Source organism: Chroococcidiopsis sp. TS-821, assembly GCF_002939305.1.
Classification (GTDB): domain Bacteria; phylum Cyanobacteriota; class Cyanobacteriia; order Cyanobacteriales; family Chroococcidiopsidaceae; genus Chroogloeocystis.
In genome coordinates, this window is record NZ_MVDI01000011.1 from 20644 (window position 1) to 35198 (window position 14555).

The 14555-nt window shown below is 40.5% G+C and carries 11 protein-coding genes and 1 pseudogene; 8 read left to right on the forward strand and 4 right to left on the reverse strand.

Translation table 11 applies throughout. The annotated features are described in order from the left end of the window. Window positions 1-5 precede the first annotated feature (5 nt). From B1A85_RS20045 to B1A85_RS20055, 3 genes are read right to left on the reverse strand one after another with little or no spacing between them, the layout of a single operon-like run. Window positions 6-2636 (reverse strand): DNA translocase FtsK, encoded by a 2631-nt coding sequence (locus tag B1A85_RS20045; RefSeq protein ID WP_104548503.1) that lies wholly within the window; start codon window positions 2634-2636, stop codon window positions 6-8. Beyond that, window positions 2633-4723: an ATP-binding protein gene (locus B1A85_RS20050; protein WP_104548504.1), complete on the reverse strand. Its 2091-nt coding sequence runs from the start codon at window positions 4721-4723 to the stop codon at window positions 2633-2635. Before B1A85_RS20050 ends, B1A85_RS20045 begins: the two co-directional genes overlap by 4 nt. Window positions 4724-4770: 47 nt before the next feature. Next, complete coding sequence (locus B1A85_RS20055; RefSeq protein WP_104548505.1) at window positions 4771-5598, reverse strand: transcription factor RcaD; 828 nt, start codon at window positions 5596-5598, stop codon at window positions 4771-4773. Between the two features lie 513 nt (window positions 5599-6111). On the opposite strand from B1A85_RS20055, the gene B1A85_RS20060 reads away from it, so the two are divergent. Next, window positions 6112-8418 (forward strand): hypothetical protein, encoded by a 2307-nt coding sequence (locus tag B1A85_RS20060; RefSeq protein ID WP_104548506.1) that lies wholly within the window; start codon window positions 6112-6114, stop codon window positions 8416-8418. 145 nt (window positions 8419-8563) lie between these two features. Here B1A85_RS20060 and B1A85_RS20065 read toward each other — a convergent pair whose 3' ends face one another. Beyond that, window positions 8564-8785: a hypothetical protein gene (locus B1A85_RS20065; RefSeq protein WP_104548507.1), complete on the reverse strand. Its 222-nt coding sequence runs from the start codon at window positions 8783-8785 to the stop codon at window positions 8564-8566. Between the two features lie 280 nt (window positions 8786-9065). Between B1A85_RS20065 and thrC the strand changes: the two genes are divergently transcribed. The 7 genes and pseudogenes from thrC (at window position 9066) to B1A85_RS20100 (ending at window position 14415) form a co-directional block, all read left to right on the forward strand. Further along, window positions 9066-10157 carry a threonine synthase gene (thrC, locus tag B1A85_RS20070; RefSeq protein ID WP_246841482.1) on the forward strand — a complete coding sequence of 364 codons (1092 nt, stop codon included), beginning with the start codon at window positions 9066-9068 and terminating at the stop codon, window positions 10155-10157. A 55-nt stretch (window positions 10158-10212) separates the two neighbouring features. Continuing rightward, the gene (locus tag B1A85_RS25710) at window positions 10213-10419 is read left to right on the forward strand and encodes a DUF29 family protein (RefSeq protein WP_104548509.1); all 207 of its coding nucleotides are present in this window, start codon (window positions 10213-10215) and stop codon (window positions 10417-10419) included. 128 nt (window positions 10420-10547) lie between these two features. Then, window positions 10548-10679 (forward strand): annotated as a pseudogene (locus B1A85_RS26320) (DUF29 family protein); the annotation flags it as partial. A 65-nt stretch (window positions 10680-10744) separates the two neighbouring features. Next, the gene (locus B1A85_RS20085; protein ID WP_104548510.1) at window positions 10745-11665 is read left to right on the forward strand and encodes a YihY/virulence factor BrkB family protein; all 921 of its coding nucleotides are present in this window, start codon (window positions 10745-10747) and stop codon (window positions 11663-11665) included. A 151-nt stretch (window positions 11666-11816) separates the two neighbouring features. Further along, window positions 11817-12212, forward strand: coding sequence for a DUF4112 domain-containing protein (locus B1A85_RS20090; RefSeq protein WP_104548511.1), 396 nt, complete (start codon window positions 11817-11819; stop codon window positions 12210-12212). 98 nt (window positions 12213-12310) lie between these two features. Further along, on the forward strand, window positions 12311-13243 hold the full coding sequence (locus B1A85_RS20095) for an alpha/beta fold hydrolase (protein ID WP_104548512.1): 933 nt from the start codon (window positions 12311-12313) through the stop codon (window positions 13241-13243). A 152-nt stretch (window positions 13244-13395) separates the two neighbouring features. Beyond that, on the forward strand, window positions 13396-14415 hold the full coding sequence (locus B1A85_RS20100) for a hypothetical protein (RefSeq protein ID WP_104548590.1): 1020 nt from the start codon (window positions 13396-13398) through the stop codon (window positions 14413-14415). Window positions 14416-14555 lie beyond the last annotated feature (140 nt).

Here is a 14555-nt window from a genome sequence, read left to right on the forward strand (position 1 = left end):
CTTGCTTATCCCAGTTGAATCGTTTTGGCAAATAAGCTTTGTAAGCGATGTAGTTGCGCGCCATTTTGGTAGAGTAAGTCACCTTTACCAAGTAAATAAGCTGCCGAAGTTTGTTTTCCTCCTAAGATAATTGCTGAATCAGCCTCACTAGCAGTTCGTAGCGCAATTCTCCCTGGTAAATTAGAGCGGATGATGGGAGTCACGACTTTGGCTTCAGGACGTTGCGTAGCAATAATCAGATGAATTCCGGCGGCTCTAGCCATAGCACCTAACCTCTTAATACTTTGTTCAAGTGCGTTGCGGCTCTCTTTTTCTGCCATAAAATCGGCATACTCATCAAAAATACAGACAATGCGGAAAAGTCGGGAGTGCGTTTTCTGATTGTAGCTAGTTAAGTCAGCACATCCTACTGCTTCAAACTGTTGATAGCGCTGTTCCATCTCTCCCACAAGTTGCTCCATCAATTCAATTGCCTGCTCGGTATCCTTAACTACAGGAGAATAGAGCGATCGCATCTGTTCAAATTCTGGAAACGTAACTCGCTTAGGATCGACAAGCGCCACTTTGAGGGAATCTGGCGAGTGGCGGACTACGAGACTGAGAAGAAGCGATCGCAAAAACTCGCTTTTACCGCTACCAGTTGTTCCACCAACTAAAAAGTGACAAGTATTCGGGTCGGATAAATCAGCTTCTACGAGTCTTCTCTCTAAATTTACTCCTAGAGCAACTTTTACGGGAGCATCAGCAGGTAAAACTTGCGATTGCACATAATCAGCAAAACTCGCAACTTGTCGATCTTGACGCGGTAAATCGACACTGATATACCCCGCTTGTGGTGTAATTAAAGGCGGATTAGTAATTCCTAACTGTACTTGTAAATCATTTGCTAAGCGTAAAATGGAAACAACTTTTATCCCTGCATGAGGCTTAATTTTTACGCGCACAAATGCAGGTCCAATTGCTGCACCTTGGTAGTCTACGCCAAGACCAAAAGATTGTAGTGTCTCGACTAACTTTTCTCCTGTTCGCTCGATGTTGAAAGTCGCCGCTTCGTGTTGTTCTAAATCTTGATTTAGGCTATCGAGTTGTTGATTGTCTTGAGTATGTGGCGACGGTGCTGGGGACTTAAAGCGTTCTGCTGCGATCGCTTCATCACTATCAAAAAAGATTTGGCATTTCTTCTGTTGCGGACAAATATGACACAAATAGGGCTGACTTGTCGGTGGTGGTGGGTTGAGTTGCGGTGGTTTCCACGCTAACCATTGCTGCATTTGCTGCAGTTTTTGGGGAACAAGTTGATGTATGGTTGTTTCAAGCTGTTCCCATGTAAAACTCAGTTCTTGCAGGTTGGGTAACACGCTATAAACTGCCGAATTAATCTTGACACCTACGGTTTTGCGTAGCATGTAGCTGTAGAGCGCAACTTGCGCAAGCTGGGCTGATTGATCTACTGACTGATACGATTTATACTCCACGACTCGCAATCGCTGAGTAGCAAAATCGTAAACAATGCTGTCGCATCTGCCTTTGACTAACTGCTGCGTGCCATTAGGTAAAGTAAAATAGTGCTGAACGTTGAGTTCTTGTGCTAGAAAAGTTTTAGAAATAACGTCTTTTGCCGTACAATAACGGCGATTACTAACTAATAATTCTGCCCAACGGCGAATCAGTTCAACTAATCCCAACCAAAGCTGGTGTAATGCAGGTGCTTTTCCGGGGTCTTTCTGAATTGATGCTTGCAAGTAAGGAAAGAATACACGCTCATATAATAGTTGTTGCAGTGCAGCAGCGATCGCGTCTACCTCTAACTGTTCAACCACAGGTTCAAACAAAGCAGAAAATCGCGAATCTTGCTTTGCTACATTAATAAATTGATTTGATAGATCGTGAAATGCTGTCCCAATCCCAATCGCTGTATCTACGGGTAAGAAAAGTGTCATTCCCCCAAAGCGATACCCCAAGTAAAATAATCGCGGACACTCAAAGGCTACTCTGACATTAGTTACACTTAAAGAAGAATTTTCAGTTATAGATCCTGACATATTATTCGTAAGCTCAGAGTTACTTCTTGCGATTTCGATTAAACGGCGATGGACATGAGCTAGATACACTGTGTCCATCTTGGCATACTGTAACTGCTTTGGCGTTAAAGGTCGCCGTCCCCAATTACTTCCCTGTTCTTCCCGATCTATATTGACAAAGTGACAAAGTTCTGATGCTAAAGTCTTTAATTTTAAATCGGTAACAGATAAAGATTTTTTAACTAATTTTTTAGCAAGCGTCCAAGTACAGCTAATATTTTTTGCCGATTCTTTTCCAAGAAACCTCAAATCATAATTAGCGTTGTGAAAAACTTTTTCGATTTTGGCATCGGTCACGATCTCATCAATAAAATAGCTAATTAATTCAGGCTTATCTAGTACATCTAAAATAATTGTAGAATTTCCTGTACAATCTTCAGAATTACTTAAAACCTGAATGAGAGATAACCGAGGATGAGCAGTCATATAATCAGCCACCTCGGTATCCAACCAAAGAATATTTTTAGTAGTTAATTCGTCAATGAATGCACGAATTTCATGTTCTTCGGTAAGATAAGATAATTGTCTTAAATTACTATAAGAAACTGAATTCATTTTGAGTTTGGCACTAAGCAAATAAGTTGGGCTTCGGGCTTAGCATTAGGATCGAGAATTTGTAGCTTGTTTTCTTGACAGAGTTTAGCAATCAAATCTGCAACTTGTATTTCATCTACTGGTAACGAAGAAAAGCGATCGAGTGTATTTTGTACTAATGTATTTCGTCCTAAAAAATGCTGTGTTGTAACCAAATTCATTATGAATTCTGTCACAGGTTCCAAGTTTACCTGTTTAGGATTGGGATTTGAAGGTTGTTCAGCAAGAACTCCTATAACCTGTAGTAAAGTACAATATTTTAGTACCTGGGATTTGCGTACGAAAGCTTGTAATTCGTTCAAATTAGGAATTTTATCCCGAATAACTAATTCTCTAGAACTTACTGCATTGACTAAACTGTGATAAGTTGCCAAGTAGTGCACTGACGTAAGGTCTGGTACAATGTGGCAGTGTGGAGCTCCAGCAAAAATTTGTTTATAAGTTTGATAACCTTGAGTCTTATTGCTACCTAACGCTTCTGCACGTATCAAAAACAAGGTTTGACAAAGGTTTTTCTCCACAGCTTTTTGACAGCCTTTCATCACGTGGAAAAAACTGGTCATATTTGGATCTTCCATCCAAACAATTCCACATTTTTTTTGCTGTGGTGACACGTAACTGAGTGAATAACTCGTGTATGTAGGGCTGGGTAAAAATCGCGGTTTAGTTTTTATGTTTAAAGCTTCCAGTGCTTCGCGTAACATTTGAATTAACTCAGGCGAAGATAATTGGCGAATCCGCGTAACTTTTTGTTCAATTTTCTGTAATTCTTTACTCCAAATAAGCTGAAAAGCAGCTAATAGCTCTTGGTTTTCATCTATTTCCTCAATTTTTTTATATTCTGGTTGCAAGATCGTAGAGGAATTGATGATTTTTTGCTTATTAGTTGTAGGATTTGATTTAGGAGTTGATGTCGGCTTTGTATTTTCAGAAATTAATAACTTTGACTTATAAAGCTGAAATAATTGCCTTCCTAGACTTAATACATCACGAGGTAATGTTTTACCACCTGGGTATTTATCTTCTAAAAATTGTCGATTTAAGGGATAAATTGGAGAAGAAGGTAGTTTGTCAGCTTGTTGATGTAGTAGAAAAAGCCGCGATCTCCAAAGTGCTTCTGCTTGCTCTAGATTAATTGATTTTAATTTAATATAAGTATCTATTCTAGCGACATCTGCTCCTTGAATGCCGTCTTTATTGCGTATCCAAGTATTAGTAATAATGCTAATAAGTATCAAAAAGTTAGGAATATACTGGTTATGAAGCATTGAATTAAAATCAAACAATGCTTGAAAGTTACGCAAACCATTTGACGAATAAGGAATATTATCTAAATTATCAAAACATAGGACAATTGGTTGAGTTTGAGATGATATTTTGCCAAGATTAAACAATATATTTTGTGCTGCTTCTTCTGAATCAATGGCTTGTTTAACTTTTAAGACTTTTAATGCATCTTCATCTAAGTTATCTCCGCGTAGCCAATCACAGGCAAGAAAATGCGTTTCTGGATTCAATAAATCATGAAGTACGCCAAAAAACTCGCGAGCATTATAAATATCTGTAGGAAAACTAGCTCTAAGTTTATTGATAAAAGCTTGGCGATCGCCTATTAATCTATCGATTAGACTGCGTTGTTTAAAAATTGATAAACTCTTGAGCCATAAGAGTAACTGTGATTCTTGTTGTCCTTCTGGAACTTTAAGTAAACTATCAACAGTTTGACGTAAAATGTGTCGCCAAATAAAATTACTATCAGCCCAAGGATCTATGTAAACAAAAAATGCTTTAGAGTTCAATGCTTGCTTTAGCCTACCTAAAAGATGGCTTTTACCTGAACCAGAATCACCAGCTAGTAAGACAGTACGCGTCCGGCGATCTTTTGCTACTTGAGCTAGAATGCTCTCGATTATAGTAATTGCTTCTTGGTGAATTGAGTTGACATTTAATGCTGGGTCTTGTTGTTCTTGCCAAAAGTTACCAGGTTTGAACGTTGCGGGATCGAAGGGATTAACCTCGCGTTGGATAACTCGATCTATAGATGCCATCCTGCTACCTTTATGAGAATAAACAGCAAAAAACATTTAATTGTGACTTAGTTCACAGTAATGAAAAATAATGGTCCACCGATATTTTGAGGAATTCCTGCATCAATTTGTTCTGGAGTATAAGCAGTAACTTCCTGTAAAGAACTCAATTCGATTTGATCGTTGCGTTGTAAACGATACAATATTTCATCAAGTTGCTGACGAGAAATTACAGAAGTAAGCTTCTGGCGTAAATGAAAAATTGGTAAGTAGTTTTCTGTACCTAATTCTCGATCTAATTTTTGAATGATTTCGAGAACTTCTAAATCGTTAAGCTGCTGATTTTGTGTTGTTGGTAGTTTAGCTGATAAAGCTTGAGTATCTATATTGGAGTTAAAGCTTCTACGTATAAAGCGTAAATAGTGACTCAGTAAATCTAAACTGATGACAGGTTGAACTCCTTTCTTAGGAATATATTCGTCTCTTAAATGCGCTTTACCTTGTTCAGATAGCCAGACTTCTTTAACTTTAGTCTCTACTTCGATCAAACCGCGTTCAGCTAATCCTTGAATCACTGCTTGGCGTTCGGAAGCGGGAACCCCTGTCTCTCCTGGCGAAATCTTTTTATTTTCACACGCTTTCAAGGCTTTGAGTTCATCTTGAGTAACTGGTACTTGTGTCTGAGTTAATTTCAATAAAGCTTTTCCAGGAGGCGCAATCTTAAGCTTTGTGACTTCGTAGGAACATTCTACTAAACCGCGATCGCATAGTTGACGACAAATTTTTTTTCTTTCTGAGGTCTTGGTTTTATTACCCAAATTTATTTCAGTCAAGGGTGCGCGGTAATTAGCAAAACTGAGTAATCTTAGCAGAAACTTTAGTTCAATTGTTTCCATGTGCCTTTACCTTTACTTTTTGATAAGACATTTCTGGTATATAACTGCTGCAATTAAAATTAGATGTTTGTCCTATATCTTTATAGGTAGCATTTGTAGGTTTGTAAGTTCTTGGTCTACTAGATGAAGTTTAGATAATTTACAAAAAATTTATGCTAAAGTTGATCGTCTATATAAAAACTTCATAAAATTGGTAAAAAGATACTTGCTAATTCTTAATTAAATTGAGTAGGTGAAGACTGGCAGAATGGTTTAACATAATTTTTACAAAGCCTAGTGATTTTACAGATATTTATTGATTAAATCAAATTACAAGCGCAAAAATACGGGATTTTAAACACTTGAATATACTCGTGCTTTACGAACAGTAAATTCAATTTTTAACTTTTATATTTATGCATAAAAACTTGTAATAACCAAGTATATTCGAGTATATTAGTAGCAAAAAGTATACAAGAGCATAGATAAACTTACTCCTAGTTAGCGATCTATGCCAGCTGCTCGATCGCAAATATGTCAAAGCGCAAACGTAAATTAACAACAAGCAACACACTCCACAACATATCTTTTCCCAAGTCAAACTTGAACTATCGGCAAAAAAAAGAGTGGATTGCAGCTCTATTGGTCATTACGTTGTTGTTGAGTGCTGGGGGTTTAGTTGTAAGCAGTACGTGGTTGATTTATGGATTATTTTTTGACCCAAATGCGATCGCATCCTTAAATCAATTCTTACCGCAGTGGGCGCAGCTACCAATAATTCAAGAACCAACGAAAACGCTAGCGCAAATTTCAGCAGAGTTAAGCCGACAAGGAAAAGTTGCTGGAAAACCTCTACCGTTAGAAATTAATTCTGCTAATTCGCAACCAACGTCTGTCATCTTACCCGTGCGATCGCAAAATCAGATTGTTGAGTTGCGCGTGTATCGCATCACAGACGCTAAAACCCTTCTCAATCAGCCAAGTCGTGAAATCCGCTATCAGTTGGTGACTCAAGTTGACGTGACAGGACCTGAAGAGTCATTTGTTGTCGCACCGCTTGTCGATCCAGAAACCGCAGATACAAGTTCAAATCGTCCTTTACCTGTAACCGAATTGCGAAGATTTGACAGTACCACCCCAACTCAAGGAATGTGGTTTTATCTTTGGGGACAACGCCAACGAGGACACGCGATCGCCTACGGTCAAATTGTCCACTACAACCCCGACCGCTCGTACCTTAGTTTGATGTTACCCTGGACAAGCCCGACTCAACCGCAATGGCAACAAGCGATCGCCGGAGGTTCTCCAGAATTAGTTATCGATCAAACTGTAGATTTAGAACCGCGATTACAAGTTTATCAAGTTAAACCCGCGAACTTTATCTTCGATCCACTGCAACTCGAACCTGTTTCCATCGCTGAACCAGCCTTAGACAGTCGCGACTATCAAAATGCGTTACTCATTGCGCGTAGTGGGTTGTGGACACCCGCCGAGAAATGGTTGCAGTTTATTAAACAACAACGCCAAAAACGTCAAGCCTGGTCAAGCGCAGCGCAGGCACAACTCGATTTTATTCGACTACACGCCCAAAAAAGCCAAAAGCAAGCAAATCAAACTTGGGCAAGCCCCAGTCAACAAGTACTCACTTTTATAATTGATGGGCGTTGGGGAGAGGCGCTAAAAGTTTTTCAAGCTTCACCGACGAATACGCAAGAAATTACAACTTTGTTGACAACAGATAATGGACGAATCAAAAATCGCGTCGAAGTTGCTTTACGTGTTAACCCCAAACGAACTGAAGTTAAAGCTTGGGGGGCGCTACTCAAAGGCGCACAAGAAGATCGAAGAAGTGCGATCGCTTGGCTAAAACAGCAACCACAAACAACTGCTGCGGATGTTGCTTATATTCAAAGATTCCTTAAACGTTTAGAAGGTGACTTTTCATCAAATAAAGTAACAACTTCTCACCTTAGTCGTTTTGTTGGTACAGCACAACAAATGACAAAAGTCAATCCAGCGCAATGGCTGCAAATCGATCGAACACCCTTACAAGTCACAGACGAGCAAACGTGGTATCAAATCGAACTCCACGCTTACCACGACGGTGACACTTGGCAACATGCACCATTTAAGTTAACACCATCAAAAACTGCAGCTCAATACTGGCAACAATTAGGTTTAAGCTCAGATGCTGAAGTTCAAATTGTTTCCTGGCTACCTGGCGGACATCAGCAAATCGATCTCGCCGTTGTCAAAGCTGTGCAGTTACAAGGTAATACGCTGAAGCTATTAGCTGTATCGGATACATTTCCATTAGTTGATTCCGCTGCACGACAACTCGCACTTACCAAAACAACTTTACAGTGGTTGCAACCAGAGACGATTGCATTATCCGATCTCACTCAACAACCGCAGCCTGTTGAAGTTGTAGAGATTTTGCCAAAACTCTGGCAGGAGTTGCAACGCCACAACCCAAATCTGCAAAACTCTGTCCCAAATGTCGAGAAAATGCTACAGCAACTCGGAGAATTACCTGTGCAGTTAATCGACCTAACTGGTGATGGAACAGCGGAAGTGATGATGACTATTTCCCCTCAGGAAATTGCGGCTGTTCATAATTTTGAGCCTAACCTACTGCAATCGCACAACCGTGACTCGCGATCGCGCACGATTATTTTTTCAGCTACCGGAAAGTTAATTTACAACGAGTTTAGCGGAGCTTCTGAGCAAACTGCGATCGCGATCGCCGATCTCGAAGACGAACTTCCTGCATTACTAGTTGCTACTGGCAAAAGCTATATTTTTAAGCGCTGGTCTAGTCAATACCAACGCTTTGATTAAAGTCAACAATGACAGTTAGTACTTAAAGCCTGTTTTAAACACACTATCTGCTAACCGAACTACCCTCTCGCCGCTCAAAGTTACTAGGAAAATAGCTTAAAGTTTCCTAATCTTGGGGGATATAGAGGGCATTTTTCTCACTGCTTTACTTCATTGATACTTCTTCAGCAGCAGTACGTTGCTTCTTAATCGCTTGCAACTGCTGCAACAGTGATTCTACTTCAGCTTCTAAGTGTAGAAATTTAACCTGAACGCCCGCTGCGTATAAAGACTTCTGTGACTCATTCCAAGGTAATCGCGCTGTAGCTTTGCTAGAAACGTTAGTCACTGCCTGATTATTATCCGCCAAAGTGGAGGAAGAAGACATAGTAGCTGAACAATTTCCCATTGTTATCTTATATAGTTATTTTTGCCTACTCACACCAACATGTTATTGTAACTCTATCTTGAAGCATAGTTGTATCAAGTGTGTCGATTTTATAACTGGCTATATGCTGTACCCCATGATAGTTGCTTTGTCAGAGTAAACTAAGTAATACAAATATAAAATCTGTTGATGTCGCTTTTAAACACAAAAAGTGAATAAATAGCAGGTAGAATGCTTGCACTCACAGAATCTCTATCTAAATAAAGTTGCTGCAAATACCGTGACTCTGATTGCTAATAAATCTACTAACCGCGAAGTTTGGTCTGGATTAATCAAAACGTACCAGCAATACTTACCTGTAACTGAAAATACACCTGTAGTGACACTATTAGAGGGTAATACTCCATTAATTCCAATTCCCTCTATCGCTCAAATTATCGGTAGACAAGTACAGGTATTCGCCAAGTACGATGGGCTAAACCCTACAGGTAGCTTCAAAGACCGAGGAATGACAATGGCAATTTCCAAAGCAAAAGAAGCAGGAGCGCGGGCAGTCATTTGTGCAAGTACAGGTAATACTTCCGCCGCCGCCGCCGCCTATGCAAAACGTGCGGGAATGAAAGCTTTTGTGCTGATTCCTGATGGCTATGTTGCTTTAGGTAAGTTAGCCCAAGCACTACTTTATGGTGCTGAAGTGTTGTCGATTAAAGGAAACTTTGACCAAGCATTGAAAATAGTCCGCGAGATGGCAAACAGCTATCCGATTACTTTGGTAAACTCAGTCAATCCTTATCGCTTAGAAGGACAAAAAACCGCAGCGTTTGAAGTTGTTGATGCTTTAGGTGAGGCTCCAGACTGGTTGTGTATCCCTGTAGGCAATGCCGGAAATATCACAGCATATTGGATGGGTTTTTGTCAATATCATCAATCCGGTAAATGCGATCGCCTACCGCGAATGATGGGCTTTCAAGCGGCTGGGGCTGCACCACTCATTACTGGACAAGCTGTAACGCATCCTAATACCGTTGCAACCGCAATTCGCATTGGGAATCCAGCAAATTGGGAAAAAGCGATCGCGGTACAATCAGCAAGTAACGGAGAATTTCACGCAGTCACTGATGAAGAAATTCTCGCAGCATACCGTTTATTAGCGTCTTCAGAAGGTATTTTCTGCGAACCTGCAAGTGCAGCTTCGGTTGCAGGTATGTTAAAAGTCAAAGACCAAATTCCCACAGGCGCAACTGTTGTATGCGTGCTTACTGGAAATGGACTCAAAGATCCCAACACGGCAATTGATAACAATCAGAATGCGTTCAAACCAGGAATTGAACCGACACTCGAAGCTGTAGCAGCAGCCATGGGAGTTATCTAAAAATGATGTAGGATTTATACAATTTTTAGATGCAACAGGTATAGTTGGAGAGTTTATGCTGAAATCTACCAATTACGACAAAGATTTTGTTGTTTGGTCTAGTGAGCAGGCGATGCTGTTGGAACAGGAGAGATTCAGTGAATTAGACTTAATCAACTTAATCGAAGCGATACGCAATTTGGGCAGCAACGATAAACACGCCTTAAGAAGTAACTTGAGAATCGCGTTACTCCACCTTGCTCAAATGGCAATTCCAACCTAGTTAGCGCTCTAATAGTTGGCTATCCTCGATTGTTGAGCATCGACAACGAGTTGAGGAGTTGATAGAGAAATAGTCCTAGCCTTAAACCTTATTTAGAAGTAGTATTCGGCGAAGTTTATTTCAAAGCTGTCAGAAAAGCAGCAAGGCAGACAGGTCTATCTACTAGTAGTTTTCCTGATGCGTGCCCTTACACACCTACAGAAGTTCTCGATCTCGACTTTTTTCCAGATTACAGCCAAGCTTTAGGCACAATATCATAACAACACAATTTCTCTTCGAGCTTACCTTACTTTATAATTTCTTTAGCCTCTGACTCCTGATTCGAATGTTCAAAACCCGCTTCATTCGGTTTTTTCGCCACATGACTTGGGCTACATTAAGCGCGACTTTTATCCGTGTAGGTGAAAGAAGGCTGTTAGGTTTATCGTCCGAAATTGCTTATAACTCAATGCTGTCGCTGTTTCCGGCAATTCTTGCCATCCTAACAGCAATTAGCTTATTTCAAGAATCACTGCAATCTACCTTTAGACAACTAGCGCTGCGACTCAGTACAGTTGCTCCAGATGAAGCACTCTCTTTAATTCGTGACTTTGCTCAAGAAATTACTCAGAACCGAAATCGCGGGTTATTTTCAATCAGCTTTGTGGCAGCAATTTGGATTGCATCTGGCGCATTAAATACTGTAATGACAGCCCTCGACCAAATACATCAAATTCCACCACAACAAACGCGTCCTTTTTGGAAAGCAAAGTTAATTTCAATTGGTCTGACTATAGGGTCAATTATACTTTTAGTATTCGCTTCTTTCTTAGTCTTTATTAGCGATTTAATTTTAGAATTTTTTGTTCGTGAAAGTGGTCTGGATTTCTTATTATTCATTTGGCAAATACTGATTTGGCCTTTAGCTTTGGGCGTTATGTCTGCTACTTTTGCTTTTATTTATCGTTATGGACCAAGCCGCTGGGATTCTGGTACGCCAATGATGCCTGGAGCAATTTTAGCAGCAATCTCTTGGGCAATTTTATCGGCTTTATTTCGGTTGTACGTAGCAAATTTTGGTAACTATAATCAAGCTTATGGCGCCGTTGGCGCAGTCATTGTTTTAATGTTATGGCTATACATGAGTGCAGCCGTGCTGTTGGTTGGCAATCAGCTTAATGTTTGTGTAGGCGAAGCGATGCGATCGCACTCCAAAACTGTGATGGAAATTAGTAGTTCCAAAAACTCTAAAACAAACACCCCGTAAACTTACTCATTCTCTGGATTTATCTCTCTAGGAATTCTTCTAGAAAAACTCTACCTTGACAATACATATAAATATTGCTGTAGGTACACTACACATAATATTGAAAAATGTTTGAATTAAATTACCAAAAATTAATGGTTGTGTTTCATCTATGACTCAATCGGTTGCTCAGTTTGCCAATGTTGCAGCTCACCCTAAACTTACATCAGTACAACGCTTGCGTAGGTTTAGTCGTTTACTTGATAATGCTATTGGCATTCCAGGAACTAAATTTCGTATTGGTATCGACCCCCTAATTGGTCTAATTCCAGGTGCAGGAGATATTGTAGGAACAGCGCTTTCAGCTTATATTGTCGTTGAAGCAGCACGGCTAGGTATTCCAAAAGCGCTATTAGGAAAGATGGTGAGAAATATCATTATAGAGAGCGTCTTTGGCTCAGTTCCAGTTATCGGGGATATGTTTGACTTTGCTTGGAAAGCTAACATGAAAAATGTCGATTTGCTAGAAGAGTATCTTAAAAATCCTCAGAACGCTACAAATAAGTAAGAGAAATTACTGTTGTCTATAGGCTGAACTTTCAGCCTATTATTTCTGAATAGGTGATTAAATGAATCTAGCAAGCGTTGTTAATACTCTCAAACTTCATGCAAGACTGGTGGAGAGAAACTTTCCCTCAAGGACGGCAAAATTTAACAATAACAGATGCTAATGGTTATCCGGTTTCGATTGCTTACGGAGAAAAAGGCGACGGTAAACCGCTGATTTTGATTCACGGTATTGGTAGTTGGTCTTATAGCTGGCGTTATTGCATTGAACCATTATCAAAATACTTTCGGGTAATTTGCTTCGATGCTAAAGGCTATGGCTTTTCTGAGAAGCCACCACATCCAGAACAGCCAGGACATCAAATGCTAGAGTTAGAGCAAATTATTCGTGCTTTGTGCGATGAGCCGCCAATAGTTGTCGCGATTTCTTTGGGTGCATTGGTCAGTCTTGCTGTTGTGCAAGAGCATCCTGAGTTATTCGCAAGCTTAGTTTTAATCAACGTTCCCATTTTCCCTGAACGACTACCAAATCGCTGGATGCGATCGCTATCTGATTTACCTATTGAACTCTTAAAAATTGTCGATTCGCTGCGATTAACGTTCTTTTTCTCAACGCTTGTCCGCGCGATCGTGCGCGTCGAACGTCGTGAAGTCTTGGTAGACTGGTCTGCAGTCACACCCGAAGAAGTTTACTGGATTACATATCCCTATATCTATATTCCTGGAACGCTAGCAAAAGTGACTGAAGAATTACAAATCGCCGCGCAGGAAATTAAGCGCTTACAACAAAAGCAACCTAACTTAATCAGTAAAATTCAATCGCGTTTAGGTGAAATTACTTGCCCAACACTCATTATCTGGGGCGATCAAGATCGATGGTTCCCTGCAACCGATGCTGAAAAATTGCGATCGCGCATTCCTCACGCGCAAGTTAAAATTATCGAAAATTGCGGTCACGATGCCCCTGCAAACTCTCCAAAAGAACTCAATGCAGCAATTCTGGAGTTTCTCTGCAATCTTAATGGATTTTAGTACCTCTTGAGGTCATCCTGCAATCTACTAATCTAACGCTCAGTGTTCAGCCAAAACCCGGAAGCTGTTTAACAAGCATCATTACGACAGTAATGTTTTCCTACAGTAATGGAGCGTGCAATAATAATCCAGCTGTTGTGCGATTGCTTCTCATGTCACCTGCTGATATTGATCTTGTTGCTGCTTTAGAGGAACAAACAAACCTTAATTTTGAACTTCCCGATCCTGAAGATGAGCAAATTCCCGAACAGGAATTTCAACGCCAAGTAGATACCGCGTGGCAAGTGTGCGATCGCTTTGACCTTCAAACAGAGATTTGGCGCGGGCGCATTTTACGAGCAGTACGCGATCGCGAAAAGAAATACGGCGATGCACGCGGAAGTGGGTTTCTCAAATGGTTGCAAGAACGCGATATTAGTAAAAGCCAAGCTTATTCGATGATTCAACTTGCAAATAGTGCCGATACACTGATGGAACAAGGACAACTTGACCCCAATACAGTACGCTGTTTTAGTAAACGCGCGTTTATTGAAACTGCCAAAGCCGAACCGGAAATTCAACAACTGATTACTGATGCGGCAAAAAAAGGCGATCGCATTACACGGCGAGAAGTTCGTCAATTAGCCGATGAATTTACCGCCATGTCGTCTGATTTACTTCCTGATACCGTCAAAGCCAAAGCCGCCGATAACTCGCTTCCTAGCCGCTATCTTGCTCCGCTAGTACGCGAAATGGAGAAACTACCAAGATCGCATCAAACTGTTATTCGCGAAGAAGTCGCAGCAAGTCCTGACGTTGATACGCTCAAACAAGCGACATCCGAGGCGCGTTATCTTGCCAAGTATCTTGATGCAGCTACCAATGTTCAAGTCCTTGAAGAAGAATCGGTAGACTTAGAAAAGGCGTTAGAAGAAGCATTAAGAATCGGTTGTATCAATGTTGCTGCAGACCTTGTTAATCAAGCATCGCAGTTAGAGCAAACAATTGCCAAACTCTACAATACTTGGAAAAAGATTGGTAGTCTCGCCGATCGCTTGTACGTTGATACTGGTGCGAGTACGCCAAATTTGCGATCGCTCCTAAATTGCTTAGAACAACTTGGTGGTGAAGTCGTCGAAGTGCAACTTGCGAGTGGAGAACGTACTATCCGCCTGCAAATTCAAGAAGAATAATCAGGTAAGCTAGTGAAAATAAATCTAACCCGCAAGCTGGTCATTGGTAATTGGCGACGACTTTGCACGCTGTTTGTCGTCTTCCAGGCAAAACGCCTGATGTAGCTAACTGTTATCAAAGGTGCAATTTTTCGCAATGA

Excerpts from the sequence above, each read along its gene's own strand:
- B1A85_RS20045 (WP_104548503.1), bottom strand. The coding sequence starts at position 2,636 with ATGAATTCAGTTTCTTATAGTAATTTAAGACAATTATCTTATCTTACC.
- B1A85_RS20050 (WP_104548504.1), bottom strand. The coding sequence starts at position 4,723 with ATGGCATCTATAGATCGAGTTATCCAACGCGAGGTTAATCCCTTCGAT.
- B1A85_RS20055 (WP_104548505.1), bottom strand. The coding sequence starts at position 5,598 with ATGGAAACAATTGAACTAAAGTTTCTGCTAAGATTACTCAGTTTTGCT.
- B1A85_RS20060 (WP_104548506.1), top strand. The coding sequence starts at position 6,112 with ATGTCAAAGCGCAAACGTAAATTAACAACAAGCAACACACTCCACAAC.
- B1A85_RS20065 (WP_104548507.1), bottom strand. The coding sequence starts at position 8,785 with ATGTCTTCTTCCTCCACTTTGGCGGATAATAATCAGGCAGTGACTAAC.
- B1A85_RS25710 (WP_104548509.1), top strand. The coding sequence starts at position 10,213 with ATGCTGAAATCTACCAATTACGACAAAGATTTTGTTGTTTGGTCTAGT.
- B1A85_RS20085 (WP_104548510.1), top strand. The coding sequence starts at position 10,745 with ATGTTCAAAACCCGCTTCATTCGGTTTTTTCGCCACATGACTTGGGCT.
- B1A85_RS20090 (WP_104548511.1), top strand. The coding sequence starts at position 11,817 with ATGACTCAATCGGTTGCTCAGTTTGCCAATGTTGCAGCTCACCCTAAA.
- B1A85_RS20095 (WP_104548512.1), top strand. The coding sequence starts at position 12,311 with ATGCAAGACTGGTGGAGAGAAACTTTCCCTCAAGGACGGCAAAATTTA.
- B1A85_RS20100 (WP_104548590.1), top strand. The coding sequence starts at position 13,396 with ATGTCACCTGCTGATATTGATCTTGTTGCTGCTTTAGAGGAACAAACA.